Raw genomic sequence first — 16,875 nt, 5'->3', positions numbered from 1 at the left:
GTCATACCAACGGCCGAAGATGCTGACGCATCCGGCCGTTGACTCCAACTCGAATTGTCGATGCCAAGCCTCTGGCTTGGCGAAAATTCGAGAACGGCACCAAAGGTCGTTTCCAACGACCGTTGGTATCATACCGTTTCCGAACCGACCGTTCGGATCCCGAATCATGCCAATGGTCGTCGACAGCGACCGTTGGCTCTGTTCTCGAATCGACGCGTCAGTCTCTCGGGCCGATGGTCTCACGCGACTCGAGGGCACGCCTGTGCCGATCCCGGCTCAGTGCAGCCGCGGCGTGACCAGGAACCGCGAGCGATCCGCCGACACCACCGGGATGCTCAAGGTGCGCCCGTCCCGATGTACCGTCAGCGGCACGGTGATGCCGGCGGGTCCGCGCGCCCAGACGGCGCGCAGGAAGCTTGCGAGGTCACCCACCTCGGTCTCGCCCACCGCCAGCAGGATGTCGCCGGCCCGCAGGTCCGCGGCCTCGGCCGGGGCGCGGGGGGAGAGGCCCATCACCACGACCTGGTCGTCCATCTCGGTGGCGTAGAGGCCGAGCCAGGGCCGGGGCGGGCCGGAGACGCGGCCCAGGGTGGTCAGGTCGTGGAGGATCGGCTTCAGGAGGTCGATCGGCACCGCCATGTTGATGGCGCGGCTGTCGCGCCCCCCCTGCTGCAACTGGAGCGAGCCGAGGCCGGTCAGCTCGCCCGCGGGGCCGATCAGCGCCGCGCCGCCCCAATGCGGGTGCGACGGGGCGGTGAAGATCGCGTCGTCGAGGAGGTATTCCCAGTAGCCGGCGAATTCCTGCCGGGCGACCACCTCGGCGGCGACGGCGCGGGCGCGGCCGCCGGCTCCGGCCATCACCAGCCTGTCGCCGACGCGCAGGCCCTCGGCACTGCCCAGGGCCAGGTGCGGCAGGGCGAGGGATCCGAGCGTCTGGACCAGGCCGAAGCCGGTCGCGGCGTCGTAGCCGACGACGTGGCCCGGCACGGTGCGGCCGTCATGGGCGGTGAGCCACAGGCTCTCGGCCTCGGTGATCAGGTAGCCGATGGTGAGGACCAGGCCATCCTCGCCGATCAGGACGCCGTTGCCGGCCCGCTCGGTGCCGAGGATCTCGGCGGTGTAGGCGCCGTCGGGCACCCGCGACGACAGGGCCACGACGGCGGTGAGGGTCTGGTCGAGGTCGTAGGAATAGGCGGAGGGGCGGGGCTGCACCGCGGAGGGGATCTTCCAGTCGCCGGGCGCCGCCATGAGGGTCTCCTGCCGGGGCCTCGGGGGCGCCCGCGTCTCGTCCAGCGGGGCTCGCCACCCCGCCCGTTCGCTCCCGTTATAGGTCGCGGCGCCCGGCGCGACAGCCATCCTGCGCACACGAACGAAAACGCCCGGCCCGCAAGGGCCGGGCGGGAGCGGACGGGTCTCCAGGAGGGGCTCGGACGCCGGGTCCGAGCCCCGTAGCCTCAATCCATGGCCTCAATCCATGGGCTCAGTACTTGCGCACGAGGGGAACCGGAGCCGGCTCGGGCGCCGCCGCGACGGTGTAGAGCGGGGCGACGACGCGGAACCAGCCCTCGGTCGAGTAGGCCCGGCGGTCGGTCGCCAAGCCGGTGATCGGCGAGATCTGGCGGGCCGAGGTGGCGACGTCGCGGGCGACCCAGGCCTGGACCGAGAACTTGCCGAAATCGTAGCCGACGAGGCCGCCGAGGGCGAAGCGCCCGCCGCCGCTGCCCACCACGGTGCCGCAGCTCGCGAAGTTGCCGTTGCAGGGCGCGCCGAAGGCGAGCTGGCTGCGGTTAGGCAGGTTGGCGGTGCCGTAGCCGATGGCGCCGATCTCGAACTTGCCGAACTTCTTGGTCGCGGTCAGGTCGAGGTTGAGGGCGTCGGTCGGGAACTGGCTGCCGTAGAAGCCCGGGATGCCGTTGCGGCCGCTGAAGCGGGCCGGCGTGTCGTAGAAATTGTAGGTCAGGTTGGCGGTGACGTTCCAGCCGTCGCCGGTGTAGCTGATGGCGAAGCCCTGGCGGTAGGTGTTCGAGGCCAGGATCGGCAGGCCGCCGCCGCGGCCGGCATTCAGCTCGTTGAGGTACACGCCCGACAGGTAGCTGACGCCGATGTTGTTGCCGAGATCCCAGGCGAAGATGCCGCCGACGAAGGTGCCGACATTGATGCTGGTATCGCGGCCGCCGGGGGCGCGGGAGAAGGTGAAGACGGTCGGCGGTGCGATCGCGAGTTCGACGCGGGCGCCGAGCACCTTCCAGGGGGTCGACCAGACCAGGACCGGGATGTTGACCGCGGTGTCGGTCGAGGTGAGGTCCGGGCCGTCCGGGCTGCGATAGGTGAAGGTGTTGATGCCGTAGACACCTTCCGGCAGCGGCGCGCCGATGGCGAGGCCGACCTGCTCGCCCGGTACCGTCGTGGTTTGCGCGAACGCCGCCGTCGCGGACACGCTCAGCGACAGGGCAGCCGCCCCCGCGGCCAGCCAATACTTGACCATGAGTTTTCCTTCCCCAAGTCTTTGTCGGAGTCGGCACGCAAACGATGCAACACCGGCACAGTACGCTCTCGAGGCGGACTTCACGCGGTGGGTCGCTCGGCGCCGATAGTGTGGCACAGTCTGAACGGCCTTATTTTTCCAACAGCCCCGCTCGGAAAGCCAGCGGTTTGCTCGGCGGCGATGCAGACCATGCCGATGCGTTGCGCAAATGACGCATTTCTGTCATACGCCAGCGTCTGTGTACTTTGGTGGTAACAGGCGAGACGAGCGGCGAAAACACCGGCTTGCTGCACCGCACAGGCGGTTTCGGCGCCTATGCGGTGCGGATTCGCGGGTGATATCGTGCGGATCTATTCGGCTGCTTGCTTGCTGGCTGCCGGCTTGCGGGTCCGCGGCGCCTTCGGCGCCGGCTTGGCGTCTGCCTTGGCTGCCGGGCGGCGAGCCAGGACCTCGCGCAGGAAGCGGCCGGTATGGCTCGCCTCCGAGGCGGCGATGTCCTCCGGGGTGCCTTGCGCCACGATGGTGCCGCCGCCGTCGCCGCCCTCGGGCCCCATGTCGATCACCCAGTCGGCGGTCTTGATGACCTCCAGGTTGTGCTCGATCACCACGACGCTGTTGCCCTGGTCGACCAGCTCGTGCAGCACCTCCATCAGCTTGGCGACGTCGTGGAAGTGCAGGCCGGTGGTCGGCTCGTCGAGGATGTAGAGGGTGCGGCCGGTGGCGCGCTTCGACAGCTCCTTGGAGAGCTTCACCCGTTGCGCCTCGCCGCCCGAGAGCGTCGTGGCCTGCTGGCCGACCCGGACATAGCCGAGGCCGACCCGCGCCAGGGTCTCGAGTTTTTCGCGGATTGCCGGCACCGCCTTGAACAGCTCGGCCGCCTCCTCCACCGTCATGTCGAGGACGTCGGCGATCGAGCGCTCGCGGTACTTCACCTCCAGGGTCTCGCGGTCGTAGCGCTTGCCCTTGCAGACGTCGCAGGTGACGTAGACGTCTGGCAGGAAGTGCATCTCGATCTTGATGACGCCGTCGCCCGAGCACGCCTCGCAGCGCCCGCCCTTGACGTTGAACGAGAACCGGCCCGGCTGGTAGCCGCGGGCCTTCGCCTCGGGCAGGCCGGCGAACCAGTCGCGGATCGGCGTGAAGGCACCGATATAGGTGGCGGGATTCGACCGTGGCGTGCGGCCGATCGGCGACTGGTCGATGTCGATGACCTTGTCGAGATGCTCCAGCCCCTCGATGCGGTCGTGGGGCGCCGGGTGTTCCACGGCGCCGTTGAGCTTGCGCGCCACCGCCTTGTAGAGCGTGTCGACGACGAGCGTCGACTTGCCGCCGCCGGACACTCCGGTGATGCAGGTGAAGGTGCCGAGCGGGATCGCCACGGTCACGTCCTTCAGGTTGTTGCCCCGCGCACCGACGAGGCGGAGCATCTGCGGCTCGGCCGGCTCGCCCTTGGCGGCAGAGATGGTCTTGGCCTTGCGCCGGCTCTTCGGCACCCGGACCGACAACCTGCCGGTGAGGTATTGCGCGGTCAGCGAGTTCGGGTCGGCCAGCAGCTCGGGCGGCGTGCCTTGCGCCACGATTCGCCCGCCATGGATGCCGGCACCGGGCCCGACATCGACGACGTAATCGGCCTGGAGGATCGCATCCTCGTCGTGCTCGACCACAATGACCGAGTTGCCGAGGTCGCGCAGCCGCTTCAGCGTGCCGAGCAGGCGCTCGTTGTCGCGCTGGTGCAGGCCGATCGACGGCTCGTCGAGGACATACAGGACGCCGGTGAGGCCCGAGCCGATCTGCGAGGCCAGCCGGATGCGCTGGCTCTCGCCGCCCGACAGCGAGCCCGAGCCGCGGGCGAGGGTGAGGTATTCGAGCCCGACATCGACCAGGAAGGTCAGCCGGTCGCGGATCTCCTTCAGGATGCGGACCGCGATCTCGTTCTGCTTCGGGCTCAGATGCTCGGGCAGTTCACCGAACCAGCGATGGGCATCCCGCACCGACAGCACCGTGGCATCGCCGATGTCGGACCCGGCGATCTTCACCGCCAGGGCCTCAGGCTTCAGCCGCTTGCCGCCGCAGGCCGAGCACGGCGTTTCGGCCATGAAGCGGCCGATCTCCTCCCGGGCCGTGTCGCTGTCGGTCTCCTTGTAGCGCCGCTCCAGGTTCGGGATCACGCCTTCGAACGGCTTCGAGACCTCGTAGGCGCGCAAGCCGTCATTGTAGGCGAAGCGGATCTCGTCGCCGTCCGAGCCGTAGAGCACCACTTGGCGGGCGGCCTCGGTGAGCTTGCCCCAGGGCGTGTCGGTGCGAAAGCGATAGTGCTTCGCCAGGGCGTCCAGGGTCTGGCCGTAATAGGGCGAGGTCGACTTGGCCCAGGGTGCGATGGCGCCGCGCGACAGGCTCAACGCCTCGTCGGCGATGACCAGCGTCGGGTCGATCCGCATCTCGTGGCCGATGCCGCCGCAGGTCGGGCAGGCGCCGAAGGGATTGTTGAACGAGAACAATCTCGGCTCGATCTCGGGAATCGTGAAGCCGGAGACCGGGCAGGCGAAGCGCGACGAGAAGGTGATCGGGTCGGGGGAAGGGCCGTCCTCCGGCGCATCCGCGAAGGCCACGACCGCGATGCCGTCGGCCAGTTCCAGCGCGGTTTCGAACGAATCGGCCAGCCGCGAGGCCATGTCGGCCCGCACCACGATCCGGTCCACCACCACGTCGATGTCGTGCTTCAGTTTCTTGTCGAGCTTCGGCACGTCGTCGATGGCGTAGTATTCGCCGTCGATGCGCAGGCGCTGGAAACCCTTCTTCTGGAACTCGGCGATCTCCTTGCGGTACTCGCCCTTGCGGCCGCGCACCACCGGCGCCAGCAGGTAGAGCCGGGTCTTCTCGGGCAGCGCCAGCACACGGTCGACCATCTGGCTGACGGTCTGGCTCTCGATCGGCAGGCCGGTGGCCGGCGAGTACGGGATCCCGACCCGCGCCCAGAGCAGGCGCATGTAGTCGTAGATCTCCGTGACGGTGCCGACCGTCGAGCGCGGGTTCTTCGAGGTGGTCTTCTGCTCGATCGAGATCGCCGGCGACAGCCCGTCGATCTGGTCGACGTCGGGCTTCGCCATCATCTCGAGGAACTGGCGCGCATAGGCCGAGAGCGATTCGACGTAGCGGCGCTGGCCCTCGGCATAGATGGTGTCGAAGGCGAGCGACGACTTGCCGGAGCCGGACAGGCCGGTGAAGACCACCAGCTTGTCGCGCGGGATCGTCAGGTCGACGTTCTTCAGGTTGTGCTCGCGGGCGCCCCGTACCGCGATCACGCGGCCTTCCGCGGAACCGTCGAAGAGCTTGTCGAGAGAGGCCATGCAGGAAGGCTCCGGGCCGCCGCCGGGAAAGGCGCGGCCAGGCTTGGTGGGACCGGGGACCGGCCGGGAGCCCGCGAGGCCGGGAACCCTGTCGACCGTATGGAGGACCAGATGGGGCCAGCCCTACGGATAACCAGATGGGCTCCCGGGCCAGGGCTCCGGGACAGTCTCCGGCAAGGACTAGAACAAACTGCGTACAGCGGCAACCGCCGCGATCTCACAGGCTGAGCGGGGCGTTGTCGATCACCTCCTTCATGACGAAGAAGGTCCGGGTCTGGCGCACCCCGGGCAGGGCGATCAGGATCTCGCTGTGCATCCGGTTGAAGTCGCCCATGTCGGAGACGCGGATCTTGAGGAAGTAGTCGAAGTCCCCGGCGACGAGATGGCAATCGAGCAAAGTCGGCATGGCGAGCGCCGCGGCTTCGAAGGCGGAAAAACTCTCGGGCGTCGACCGGTCGAGCACGACGCCGACGAGGACCAGCGCGCCGCGTCCCACCTTCTCGGGCGCCACCACGGCGCGCACGCCGCGGAGATAGCCGTCGTCGAACAGGCGCTGGGTGCGGCGGTGGCAGGTCGCCGGGCTGGTGTTGACGCGCTTGGCCAGCTCCGCATTGCCGATGCGGCCATCCTCTTGAAGGATCCGGAGAATTTTCAGGTCGATGCGGTCGAGCCCGGTAGCCATGAAAGATCCTTCCGCTGGATGGTCTGGATGCGGGCGATCCTACCATGGTTGCTCGCTTGAAGTGCCGCTGAGCTTCGAAATTCGGTGAAGTTCGAGAGCACCTTTCGCCAGAGGCTTGCTAAGGTGATCGCGGCTTCCACACAGGACCCTGGCCATGACCGAATCGATGCTGTCGCAGTTCGAGCGCTATCCCCTGACCTTCGGCCCGACCCCGATCGAGCACTTGCCGCGCCTGACCGCACATCTCGGCGGCGATGTGCAGATCTACGCCAAGCGCGACGACTGCAATTCGGGCCTGGCCTATGGCGGCAACAAGCTGCGCAAGCTCGAATACATCGTGCCGGACGCGATCGCCTCGGGCGCCGACACCCTGGTGTCGATCGGTGGCGTGCAGTCGAACCACACCCGCATGGTGGCGGCGGTGGCGGCCAAGATCGGCATGAAGTGCCGGGTGATCCAGGAAGCCTGGGTGCCGCACGAGGACGCGGTCTACGACCGGGTCGGCAACATCATGCTGACGCGGATCATGGGCGCCGAATCGCAGCTCGTGGACGACGGCTTCGACATCGGCATCCGCGACAGCTGGAAGCAGGCGATCGAGGACGTGAAGGCCAAGGGCGGCAAGCCCTACGCGATTCCCGCGGGCGCCTCGGTCCACAAGTTCGGCGGGCTCGGCTATGTCGGCTTCGCGGAAGAGGTGCGCAAGCAGGAGGCCGAGATGGGCCTCCATTTCGACTACATCGTGGTCTGCACCGTCACCGGCTCGACCCATGCGGGCATGCTGGTCGGCTTCAAGCCCGACGGCCGGGCCCGGAACGTCATCGGCATCGACGCCTCCTGCACCCCGGCCCAGACCAAGGCGCAGGTGCTGGAGATCGCCCGGAACACCGCCGCCCTGGTCGGTGCCGGCGAGATCGTGGCCGACGACGTGGTGCTGAAGGAGGACTACGCCTACCCGGTCTACGGCGTGCCGTCCAAGGAGACCGTGGAGGCGATCCGCCTCGCGGCCCGGCTCGAAGCGATGATCACCGACCCGGTCTACGAGGGCAAGTCGATGCAGGGCCTGATCGACCTCGTGCAGACGGGCTTCTTCCCGAAGGGCGCGAAGGTGCTCTATGCCCATCTCGGCGGCGCGCCGGCCCTGAACGGCTACAGCTACACCTTCCGCAACGGCTGAGGGGCGAGGATCCGCCGTTCATCCTGTCGACGGCGTCACACGGAGAGCCTGTTCTCCCAAGAAAATTGTCTGCAATACGCAGCCTCATCCTGACGTGTTGGTCGATTTTCAATCGACGAGAGCATGTTCCGACGAAGTGGATACCGGTTCGTCGCAGGAAATGCGGCAAAATCAAACAGCGAGAAAAGCTTCGCGATGGCAACGCGATCGTGAAGCGCTCCAGCCTCGAAAGAGGCATCCGGAACTCGCAGAGATCAGAGATCCCTGGAGCTTTCCTTCGAGGCCAGTCCACCCGAGATCGAATCGATGCGTCAGCATCTTCGGCCGTTGGTATGACACATCAGGATGAGATCGCGAGACGGACACGTCATCCGTCACAAAAAAAGCCCGGCCGCTCGTCGCGGACCGGGCTTCGCGTCTCCGTCGCGGCGTCACTTGTCGGTGCACAAACCCGCCGCCGACAGCCGGCGGTGATGGCGCGGGTCGCAATCGGTGGCGAGGAACGAGGCCCATTCGGCTTGCGTGCCGTAGAAGGCGTTGCGGTCCACGTCGCCCCGCACCCCCGGCACCCGGCCGGTCGAGGTGAACTGCCACAGCATCCAGTCGCGATTGACGTAGCGCTGCTCCGGCTCGGCGGCCGTGGAGCGGACCCAATGCGGGTAATCCGGCAGCTCGCCCTCCAGTACGTCCTTGTGGAAGGTGATGTCGGTGTAGATGATTGGCCGCTTACCGGTATAGGCTTCCATCTCCCGCAGCATGTACTCGGTCATGGCGAGAGCCTGGGCCTTCGGCAGCTTCTTGGGGCAGAGCTGCGAGTGGCCGTTCCATTCGACATCGAGGACCGGCGGCAGGGCGGTCGGGTCGTTGGGGACGTTGCGCTTGAACCAGTCCATCTGGTCCTTGGCCGAGCGGCACCAGAAGACGAAGTGGTAGGCACCCCGCGGCACGCCGGCCCGGCCGGCGCCGTCCCAGTTCTCGCGGAAGCGGTCGTCGACATGGTCGCCGCCTTCCGTCGCCTTGATGTAGGCGAACTGGGTGCCGGCCCCCTTCACCGAGGTCCAGTCGATCGGGCCCTGCCACTTCGAGACGTCGATGCCCTGGATCGGGTGCATCTTCGCCTTGGCGACGCCCGGATGAGGCTTCACGTCGCCCTTGGTCGGATAGAAATCGGCGCCCCCTCCGGCGCAGGCTCCGAGCATCGCGAGGCTGGCCACCGCCAGCACGCGCCTGCCCCACCGGACACCGCGCGACACGACGGAGGACCACGGGGCGGAGGGGATCGTCGACTCCATCGGCATCGGGGCGCGGCCTGACTTCACGCGGAACACTATGGCTATTCGATGCGGTGGGGCCGGTTAATGGAAGCTTGACAAGAATCGAACGGAATTCTGAAATCCGTGGCGCAAAAGCCACGTAGGCGTGGCCGGCACCTCGCCCGGCCCCCCGCCATCGGGCATAAGCCCCGCTCGAATCTGATGTTTGCCCGGGCGCACCATGGCCAAGGTTCTGTTTACCATCGGTTACGAAGGCGCCGATTCCGAGCGCTTCACCGCCGCCCTGCGCGACGCCCGGGTGGCGACGCTCGCCGACGTGCGGGCGGTGGCGGCCTCGCGCAAGCGCGGCTTCTCGAAGAGCGCGCTGGCGGCGGGCCTGACCGAGGCCGGCATCGGCTATCAGCATCTGCGCAGCCTCGGCACGCCGAAGGCCGGCCGCGAGGCGGCCCGCGCTCACGATGCCGCGCTGATGCGCCGGATCTATTGCGAGGAGGTTCTGGAGACCGGCGCGGGCCTGGCCGCCCTCGACGCGCTGGCGGAACTGGCGGCGGCCGGGCCGACCTGCCTGTTCTGCTTCGAGCGCGACCCGGAGCGCTGCCACCGGCGGGTGCTGAGCGAGCGGCTGGCGGAGAGAGGGTTTTCGGTGGTGGATCTGTTCGCGTGATACCGACGGTCGACAGAACACGACCTTTGGTGCTGGTCCCGAACTGTCGCGAAGCCCAAGGCCCCGGACCTCTGGGCTTGGCATCGACACGTCGCGATGGAGTCATCGGCCGACGATGCGGTGTCCGAACGGATCGTTCGGACACCGTATAGGACCGCTCGAATGTCGAGCCTGACCGGAGGTGGGATCGTTCGATCTTCGGGCCCTCCCGCGGCCCAGCGGGGACGGACAGGTCTCCCGCTCCCTCCATCTCGAAAACCGCCCGCGCCCTGCACCGGGCGACGACGGATGCGCGCCCTTTCCCGCCTCCGCACAGGCCCGACGAGCCTTCAGAGGAGGTGAGGCTCGCCGGGCTGCATACGGGATCATCACCGGCTGCCGCATCCCTGCGCCGTGCCCCTCCTGCGCCGCCTCACCGGCCTGCGCCATCACCGCCTTTCGCGTGTGCAGCATAGTGCCTAAACACCCGCAACTCCTGCGCTTCATGCGCCAGAGTGCTGCCAAATCGGCAGGCACAGGGGTTGGTTGACGATTCCCTGCGCGCTGCATGTGAATCGTGCATGGCTGGCTTACGCGACTCCGTCTCCCACCACCGCAGCCATTTCCCATATGGTGCGTTGCAACAGAGACAGGCAGCCGCTGCCAAAACCGTTCGCACCGGCTGCCCACTCAGAGGTCAAATCCGATGTTCGTGTCCCTCCTCCTCAGCAAGATCCGCTCGTACCTCCGCTACCGTGAGACCGTGCACGAGCTGTCGCGTCTGTCCGACCGCGAGCTCGACGATCTCGGCATCAGCCGCTTCGAGATCCAGGGCATCGCCCGCTCGGTCGCGTAAGCGTCGACACGCTTCACCAGTACGGCGTACCGCGTACCGCGTCCCCCCAAGTCGATCGAAGGCCCTCGGGCCCGTCATCGTCTCGCGCGCCCGCCCCTTTCGGCGGGCGTTCGCTTGTCTGGACCCCGCCTCTTTCCGTCGGTGTTGCATCGACGGTGCCCGATCCGATATGCCACGCCATGTCCGGATCGAATCCCATTCACGTCGTCGGCGGCGGCCTCGCCGGTTCCGAAGCGGCCTGGCAGATCGCCGAGGCCGGCCTGCCCGTGGTGCTGCACGAGATGCGGCCGCTGCGCGGCACCGAGGCGCACCAGACCCAAAACCTCGCCGAACTCGTCTGCTCGAACTCCTTCCGCTCCGACGATGCGGAGCAGAACGCCGTCGGGCTGCTGCACCAGGAGATGCGCCGCCTCGGCTCGCTCGTCATGCGGTGCGGCGACGCCAACCAGGTCCCGGCCGGCGGCGCCCTCGCGGTCGACCGCGACGGCTTCAGCCGGGCGGTCACGGCGGCCCTCGACGGCCATCCGAACGTCACCATCGCCCGCGAGGAGATCGACGGGGTGCCGCCCGCCGCCTGGGACAGCGTGATCGTGGCGACCGGCCCCCTCACTGCCCCCGGCCTCGCCGAGGGCATCCGCGGCCTCACCGGCGCCGACTCGCTTGCCTTCTTCGACGCCATCGCGCCGATCGTGCACCGCGACTCGATCGACATGGGCAAAGCCTGGTTCCAGTCCCGCTACGACAAGGTGGGACCCGGTGGCACCGGCGCCGATTACATCAACTGCCCCCTCGACCGTGAGCAATACGCCGCCTTCGTCGCCGCGCTCGTCGCAGGCGACAAGACCTCGTTCAAGGAATGGGAAGCCTCGACCCCGTATTTCGACGGCTGCCTGCCGATCGAGGTGATGGCCGAGCGCGGCCCCGAGACCCTGCGCCACGGGCCGATGAAGCCCTTCGGCCTGACCAACCCGCACAACCCGACGGTCAAGGCCTACGCCATCGTGCAACTGCGCCAGGACAACGCGCTCGGCACGCTCTACAACATGGTCGGCTTCCAGACGAAGCTGCGCCATGCCGAGCAGGTGCGGATCTTCCGCACGATTCCGGGCCTCGAGAACGCCGAGTTCGCCCGCCTCGGCGGCCTGCACCGCAACACCTATCTCGACAGCCCGCGCCTCCTCGACGCGACCTTGCGGCTCAAGGCCGCGCCGCGGCTGCGCTTCGCCGGCCAGATCACCGGCTGCGAGGGTTATGTCGAGAGTGCCGCGATCGGCCTGATGGCCGGCCGCTTCGCCGCCGCCGAGCGGCAGGGCCGGATTCTGGAGCCGCTGCCGGTCACGACGGCCCTGGGGGCGCTCATCGGCCACATCACCGGTGGGCACGTCTTGGCCGAGGACGCCGGTGCGCCGCGGTCGTTCCAGCCGATGAACGTCAATTTCGGTCTCTTCCCGCCCCTCGACCGGGCCCCGAAGGCCCCGGACGGCAAGCGCCTGCGCGGGCCCGAGAAGGCGCAGGCCAAGAAGCGGGCCATGACCGACCGCGCCCGGGCGTCGTTGAGCGAGTGGCTCGGCGAGGCGCCGGCGCCGCTGCCGGCGGCGGCCGAATAGTGTCGGGCAGGTGGGCGCCCCTCATGCCCTCGGCGTCATGCGACATCCGACTGATTGCTTCGCAAGGCGGATTTCGCGTCGTGTCCCCTCCACGTCGTTTCGGGGCGCGACGGCGTCGCGAAGCCGGGATGACGCGGAGCGCTGTGCGGCGGTGGTCGGGACTTGGAAGTTATGTGACCGACCGTGCCGCCCGCCACAGGCGCCAGATCCGGCGCCAGTTCGGCAGGTCGATCACGCTGGCGAGCGGGTCGTAGCCCGGCCGCTCCATCTGCGCGAGATACCCCTCGACCAGGGCGACCGGCAGGAAGGCCGTCGCGGCCACGGGCGCGATGGTTGCCCGTTCGGCCGCGTAAGCCGCGAGGTGGCGGCGCACCAGCGCCCGCAGGTCGGCGCAGGCGCCGAGCAGGCCCGGGCCGCCGCGGCCCGCCACGATGTCCTCGCGGGTGACGCCGTGGGCCTTGAGCACATCCGCCGGCAGGTAGACCTGGCCGCTGCGGGCGTGCCAGGGCAGAGCCCGCAGCAGGCCGGTCACCGCATAGGCGACCCCGGCATGCCCGGCCGCCGCCGCCCCGCCGGGCTCGGAGCCGCTCGCCAGGATCAGGCTGCCGAGGCGGATCAGGCAGGAGGCGGTCTCGCCGCAATAGCCTTCGAGATCGTGGGTCGAGGGCATCGGGTCGTCGTAGAGGTCGAAGATCCGCGCATCGATCAGGTCGACGAGGGGCTGGCGCGGCAGGCGCGCCTTGACCAGCGTGTCGTCGAGGGCCGCCGCGACCGGATGGGCGCGCACGTCGCCCCGCGCCTCGCCCTGGAGCGCGTCGCGCCACCATTGCAGGCGCAGCTCGCCCGGCATCGGGCTCGACACCGCCTCCCGCACCCGTGCCACCTCCAGGCTGAACGCCGCGAGCGCGTGGAGATGCGGGCGCTTGTCCGCCGGGGCGTAGAGGCTGGCATACCAGCGGTCCGGGTCGCCCTCGCGGACCAGGGTCTCGCAATGGGCGTAGGCCCAGGCCGGATCCCGGGCATCGGCTCCGCTCATGACGTTCGGCTCACGGATCTCGGCTCAGGATTGTGGATCGACTACGGCACCGCGATCAGGGCCGCGGCGACCTTGCGGTTCTCGGCCATCAGGATGTTGTAGGTGCGGGCGGCCGCGCCGGTCTGCATCACGTCGAGGCCGATGCCGGATTCCTTGAGGAACCGGCGCAAGGCATCGGGCACGAACACGATCTCGGCCCCGGTCCCGAGAAGCAGCAGGTCGACCCCGCCGGCCTCGGCCACGAGGGCGCCCAGGCTCTGCGGCGTGATGCCGGCCGGCTCGGTCACGTCCCAGGCCCGGACACCGGACGGCAACGCCAGGATCGAGCCGCGATGCGACATCTCGGCGAAGCGAAAACCCCCGCCGCCATAGGCGTCGATCGGGTGCCGGCCCGGGACGAAGCCGTCATGCAGCCGGTCCGGGCGGGTCTCGGGCGTGTCCGCCACTACTCGGCCGCCTGCGGCAGGACCGAGGTGTCGCGGGTCTGCGTCCGGGTGCCGCCAGCCTGCAAGCCGATATAGATCAGGAACGGGGTCGAGACGAAGATCGCCGAGTAGGTGCAGATCACCACGCCGGCCAGCATCACCACCGAGAAGCCCTTGATCGCCTCGCCGCCGAACAGCACCAGGGCGAGCAGCGACAGGCCGGTCGACAGCGCGGTCATCACCGTGCGCGACATCGTCGTGTTGATCGACAGGTTGAGGAGTTCCTCGGTCGGCATGGTCTTGTAGCGCCGCATCAGCTCGCGGGTGCGGTCGAACACCACCACGGTCTCGTTCAGCGAGTAGCCGACGATCGTCAAAATGGCGGCGATCGACGTCATGTTGAACTCGATCCGCGTGATGACGAACAACCCGACCGTGATGACGATGTCGTGCAGGGTGCCGACGATGGCGCCGAGCGCCAGTTCGCGCTCGAACCGGAACCACAGATAGAGCAGCACCGCCACGACCGAGAGCACGACGCCGATCGTGCCGGACTGGACCAGCTCGCCCGACACGCGGGGGCCGACGGTCTCGACGCGGTCGAAGGCGTAATCCTTGTCGAACGCCTCATGCGCCCTCTGCATCACCAGGGTCTGCCCGGTCTCGCCGCCGGCCTGGAGCGGGAACCGCACCGAGATCGAGCCCTGGCCGAATTCCTGCACCTCGGTTTCGCCGAAGCCGAAGCCATTCGCGGTGTGGCGCACCGCGCCGACGTCGGAGGTGACGCCGGGCTTCGGCCGCAGCTCGACCAGAGTGCCGCCCTTGAAGTCGATGCCGAAATTGAGCCCGATCTGGAGGAACAGCACCACCGTGGCGACCGAGATGAAGGCCGAGAGCGGGAAGCTGAAGCGCCGCAGGCGCATGAAGTCGAAGTGGGATTCGTCGGGCCAGAGGCGGAGGAGGCGCATCGTCGGTCTCGAAAAGGGTGTGTCGGCGCGCCCCGCTCGGAACGCTGCGCTTGAGCCGGGCGGCGCGTCGCCGCCCGGCCGGGAAAGACTCAGATCGGCAGGGTCTTGGGCCGCAGGCGCTGGTACCACAGGGCGATCATCATCCGGGTCAGGGTCACGGCGGTGATGACCGTGGTCAGGATGCCGAGGATGAACACCACCGCGAAGCCCTTCACCGGGCCGGAGCCGAGGAAGAACAGGATCACCGCGGCGATCGCCATGGTGGAGTTGGAATCCACGATGGTCGCGAAGGCGCGGTCGAAGCCGGCTTGCAGCGCCGAGGGGATCGAGCGGCCGGCCCGCACCTCCTCGCGCACGCGCTCGTAGATCAGCACGTTGGAATCGACCGCGGTGCCGATGGTGAGCACGATGCCGGCGATACCCGGGAGCGTCATGGTGGCTTCCAGCACCGACATCAGGCCGAGGATCAGGCCGACATGGACGATCAGCGCGATGTTGGCGAACAGGCCGAACACCCCGTAGGCCGCGAACATCAGCACGACGACCAGCACCGTTGCCACGATGGTGGCGTTCTTGCCGGCCTCGATCGAGTCGCGGCCGAGGCCCGGGCCGACGGTGCGGCGCTCGATGATGGTCAGCTTGGCCGGCAGGGCACCGGCGCGCAGCAGCACCGAGAGGTCGTTGGCCTGCTGCACCGTGAACCGGCCGGAGATCTGGCCCTGCCCGCCGGTGATCGGTTGCAGGATGCGGGGCGCCGACACGACCTCGTTGTCGAGGACGATCGCCAGGGCGCGGCCGACATTCTCGCTCGTCGCCTGGCCGAAGCGCTGGGCGCCGCGCAGGTTGAACTTGAAGTTGACGATCGGCTCGTTCGACTTCTGGTCGAAGCCGGGCTGGGCGTCGGTCAGGTCGGACCCGTCGGCGAGGACCCGGCGCTCCACCGGAACCTTCTGGCCGTTGGCGTCCTTGGACGGCAGCATGTCGACGTCGCCGGCCGGGCTGTCGGCGAGCAGGCGGAATTCGAGCTTGGCGGTGCCCTGAAGCAGGGTCTCGATCCGTTGCGGATCCTGCACGCCGGGGAGCTGGACCAGGATCCGGTCGGTGCCCTGCTGCTGGATCGACGGCTCGGTGGTGCCGGTCACGTCGATGCGGCGGCGCACCACCTCGATCGCCTGGGTGACCGCCCGGCGGGTGCGGGCATTGAGCCCGGCATCCGTGAAGGCGAGCTGGATCAGCCCGTTCGGCTCCTCCCGGACGTCGAGGGTGCTGGCGCCGGTCTGGCCCATCACCGCGTCGGTCACCGGCTGCGACAGGGCGCGCAGCTTCGGCAGAACCTTGGCGCGGTTGGCGGCGTCCGACACCCGCAGCTGCACGCCGCGGGGGGTGAGCTGGATGCCGCCATCGGCCTGGACGCCCTCCGCCCGCAGCGCGCCGCGCACGTCGTCGCGCAGGCCCTGCGTCATCGAGCGCAACAGGTCGTTGCGGTCGACCTCGAGCACGATCTGCGAGCCGCCCTGGAGGTCGAGGCCGAGCACGATGGCGCGGGTCGGCACGATCCAGGTCGGGAACCAGGACGGCAGGGAGGCGATGAAGCCCTTGCGCTGATCGGCCGTGAAGAAGCTCGGCACGGCGAGCGTCAGGCCGAGCAGGATCACGGCGAGCGTCGCGACGGCCTTCGTGGTGGAGATACGGAGCATCCGCGGCGTCCCAACCGGTCTCGAAGAGGGGGCAGAGAGGGCGGCCCGGCGCCTCCGTCCGGGCCTGTCCCGACGTCAGGTCAGGCTCAGGCGGCCTTGACCGGCTCGCCCTTGGCACGGACCTCGGCGATCATCGTGCGGACCACCTTGACGTTGACGTTCGGGGCGATCTCGACGTCGATCTCGGGCGCCTCGGTCACCTTGGAGACCCGGCCGACGATGCCGCCGGTGGTCACCACCGTGTCGCCGCGGCGCACGTTCTTGACCATGTCCTGGTGCTCCTTGGCGCGGCGCTGCTGCGGCCGCAGGATCAGGAAGTACATGATCACGAAGATCAGGATGAAGGGGACGACCTGCACGAGGATGTCCGTGCCACCGGACATCCCGGCTCCCTGCGCGAAGGCGGGCGTGATCACTCTCGAGGTCTCCCGAACAAGACGAAAACGGGCCGTGCGGGTGCCCGCCGGCCTTGCAAAAGCGCGCGGACTATAGCCACCGACGACCCGAAAGCAACGGCGGGGATCGGCACGTCCCCGGCCGATCCGGGCGGGTTTTCGTTCGCGGCGCCTTGGGATTAAGAGGCGCCACCCGCCCGTCCGTCCCCACGCAAGAGCCCGCAATCCCGCGATGACCGATCCGACCCCCTCTCCCCTCCCCGACCTGATGCCGGTGCTGCTG

The 16,875-nt window shown here is 68.6% G+C and carries 14 protein-coding genes; 4 read left to right on the top strand and 10 right to left on the bottom strand.

Annotated elements, in window-relative coordinates; genetic code table 11:
- Window positions 1-276: 276 nt before the first annotated feature.
- The 4 genes from VP06_RS20910 to VP06_RS20895 form a co-directional block, all read right to left on the bottom strand.
- On the bottom strand, window positions 277-1,248 hold the full coding sequence (locus VP06_RS20910; RefSeq protein WP_048465716.1) for a S1C family serine protease: 972 nt from the start codon (window positions 1,246-1,248) through the stop codon (window positions 277-279).
- A 232-nt stretch (window positions 1,249-1,480) separates the two neighbouring features.
- Window positions 1,481-2,485, bottom strand: coding sequence for a transporter family protein (locus VP06_RS20905; RefSeq protein WP_048465715.1), 1,005 nt, complete (start codon window positions 2,483-2,485; stop codon window positions 1,481-1,483).
- A 350-nt stretch (window positions 2,486-2,835) separates the two neighbouring features.
- The gene (uvrA, locus tag VP06_RS20900) at window positions 2,836-5,832 is read right to left on the bottom strand and encodes an excinuclease ABC subunit UvrA (RefSeq protein WP_048465714.1); all 2,997 of its coding nucleotides are present in this window, start codon (window positions 5,830-5,832) and stop codon (window positions 2,836-2,838) included.
- 217 nt (window positions 5,833-6,049) lie between these two features.
- Window positions 6,050-6,514, bottom strand: coding sequence for an Lrp/AsnC family transcriptional regulator (locus VP06_RS20895; protein ID WP_048465713.1), 465 nt, complete (start codon window positions 6,512-6,514; stop codon window positions 6,050-6,052).
- A gap of 166 nt (window positions 6,515-6,680) precedes the next feature.
- Here VP06_RS20895 and VP06_RS20890 point away from each other — a divergent pair, with 166 nt between their 5' ends.
- Window positions 6,681-7,691 carry a 1-aminocyclopropane-1-carboxylate deaminase gene (locus VP06_RS20890; protein ID WP_048465717.1) on the top strand — a complete coding sequence of 337 codons (1,011 nt, stop codon included), beginning with the start codon at window positions 6,681-6,683 and terminating at the stop codon, window positions 7,689-7,691.
- 431 nt (window positions 7,692-8,122) lie between these two features.
- On the opposite strand, the gene VP06_RS20885 is transcribed toward VP06_RS20890, so the two are convergent.
- The gene (locus tag VP06_RS20885; protein ID WP_425350934.1) at window positions 8,123-8,983 is read right to left on the bottom strand and encodes a glycoside hydrolase family 25 protein; all 861 of its coding nucleotides are present in this window, start codon (window positions 8,981-8,983) and stop codon (window positions 8,123-8,125) included.
- Between the two features lie 202 nt (window positions 8,984-9,185).
- On the opposite strand from VP06_RS20885, the gene VP06_RS20880 reads away from it, so the two are divergent.
- From VP06_RS20880 to trmFO, 3 genes are all read left to right on the top strand, one after another.
- Window positions 9,186-9,629, top strand: coding sequence for a DUF488 domain-containing protein (locus VP06_RS20880; RefSeq protein WP_048465711.1), 444 nt, complete (start codon window positions 9,186-9,188; stop codon window positions 9,627-9,629).
- Between the two features lie 685 nt (window positions 9,630-10,314).
- Complete coding sequence (locus VP06_RS35180) at window positions 10,315-10,464, top strand: DUF1127 domain-containing protein (RefSeq protein ID WP_082167528.1); 150 nt, start codon at window positions 10,315-10,317, stop codon at window positions 10,462-10,464.
- 179 nt (window positions 10,465-10,643) lie between these two features.
- The gene (gene trmFO / locus VP06_RS20875; protein WP_048465710.1) at window positions 10,644-12,071 is read left to right on the top strand and encodes a methylenetetrahydrofolate--tRNA-(uracil(54)-C(5))-methyltransferase (FADH(2)-oxidizing) TrmFO; all 1,428 of its coding nucleotides are present in this window, start codon (window positions 10,644-10,646) and stop codon (window positions 12,069-12,071) included.
- Window positions 12,072-12,240: 169 nt separating this feature from the next.
- On the opposite strand, the gene VP06_RS20870 is transcribed toward trmFO, so the two are convergent.
- The 5 genes from VP06_RS20870 to yajC form a co-directional block, all read right to left on the bottom strand.
- Window positions 12,241-13,107, bottom strand: coding sequence for a phytoene/squalene synthase family protein (locus VP06_RS20870; protein WP_048465709.1), 867 nt, complete (start codon window positions 13,105-13,107; stop codon window positions 12,241-12,243).
- A 41-nt stretch (window positions 13,108-13,148) separates the two neighbouring features.
- Entirely contained in the window at window positions 13,149-13,553 is a 405-nt protein-coding gene (locus tag VP06_RS20865; RefSeq protein WP_048465708.1) for an Mth938-like domain-containing protein, read from the bottom strand.
- The gene (gene secF, locus VP06_RS20860) at window positions 13,553-14,500 is read right to left on the bottom strand and encodes a protein translocase subunit SecF (RefSeq protein WP_048465707.1); all 948 of its coding nucleotides are present in this window, start codon (window positions 14,498-14,500) and stop codon (window positions 13,553-13,555) included. The genes VP06_RS20865 and secF overlap by 1 nt, the downstream gene beginning before the upstream one ends.
- A gap of 89 nt (window positions 14,501-14,589) precedes the next feature.
- The gene (gene secD / locus VP06_RS20855; RefSeq protein ID WP_048465706.1) at window positions 14,590-16,197 is read right to left on the bottom strand and encodes a protein translocase subunit SecD; all 1,608 of its coding nucleotides are present in this window, start codon (window positions 16,195-16,197) and stop codon (window positions 14,590-14,592) included.
- An 86-nt stretch (window positions 16,198-16,283) separates the two neighbouring features.
- The gene (gene yajC, locus VP06_RS20850) at window positions 16,284-16,613 is read right to left on the bottom strand and encodes a preprotein translocase subunit YajC (RefSeq protein WP_048465705.1); all 330 of its coding nucleotides are present in this window, start codon (window positions 16,611-16,613) and stop codon (window positions 16,284-16,286) included.
- Window positions 16,614-16,875: the final 262 nt, after the last annotated feature.

It is taken from the genome of Methylobacterium aquaticum, from assembly GCF_001043915.1.
GTDB classification, from domain to species: Bacteria; Pseudomonadota; Alphaproteobacteria; order Rhizobiales; family Beijerinckiaceae; genus Methylobacterium; species Methylobacterium aquaticum.
Note: the sequence above shows the minus strand (reverse complement) of the source record. Positions and strands in the feature narration are given on the sequence as shown.

What these genes read in the sequence shown, in the direction of transcription:
- uvrA (WP_048465714.1), bottom strand. Translation starts at nt 5,832, where the DNA reads ATGGCCTCTCTCGACAAGCTCTTCGACGGTTCCGCGGAAGGCCGCGTG.
- VP06_RS35180 (WP_082167528.1), top strand. Translation starts at nt 10,315, where the DNA reads ATGTTCGTGTCCCTCCTCCTCAGCAAGATCCGCTCGTACCTCCGCTAC.
- VP06_RS20905 (WP_048465715.1), bottom strand. Translation starts at nt 2,485, where the DNA reads ATGGTCAAGTATTGGCTGGCCGCGGGGGCGGCTGCCCTGTCGCTGAGC.
- VP06_RS20895 (WP_048465713.1), bottom strand. Translation starts at nt 6,514, where the DNA reads ATGGCTACCGGGCTCGACCGCATCGACCTGAAAATTCTCCGGATCCTT.
- VP06_RS20910 (WP_048465716.1), bottom strand. Translation starts at nt 1,248, where the DNA reads ATGGCGGCGCCCGGCGACTGGAAGATCCCCTCCGCGGTGCAGCCCCGC.
- VP06_RS20885 (WP_425350934.1), bottom strand. Translation starts at nt 8,983, where the DNA reads ATGGAGTCGACGATCCCCTCCGCCCCGTGGTCCTCCGTCGTGTCGCGC.
- VP06_RS20870 (WP_048465709.1), bottom strand. Translation starts at nt 13,107, where the DNA reads ATGAGCGGAGCCGATGCCCGGGATCCGGCCTGGGCCTACGCCCATTGC.
- secF (WP_048465707.1), bottom strand. Translation starts at nt 14,500, where the DNA reads ATGCGCCTCCTCCGCCTCTGGCCCGACGAATCCCACTTCGACTTCATG.
- trmFO (WP_048465710.1), top strand. Translation starts at nt 10,644, where the DNA reads ATGTCCGGATCGAATCCCATTCACGTCGTCGGCGGCGGCCTCGCCGGT.
- VP06_RS20890 (WP_048465717.1), top strand. Translation starts at nt 6,681, where the DNA reads ATGCTGTCGCAGTTCGAGCGCTATCCCCTGACCTTCGGCCCGACCCCG.
- VP06_RS20880 (WP_048465711.1), top strand. Translation starts at nt 9,186, where the DNA reads ATGGCCAAGGTTCTGTTTACCATCGGTTACGAAGGCGCCGATTCCGAG.
- secD (WP_048465706.1), bottom strand. Translation starts at nt 16,197, where the DNA reads ATGCTCCGTATCTCCACCACGAAGGCCGTCGCGACGCTCGCCGTGATC.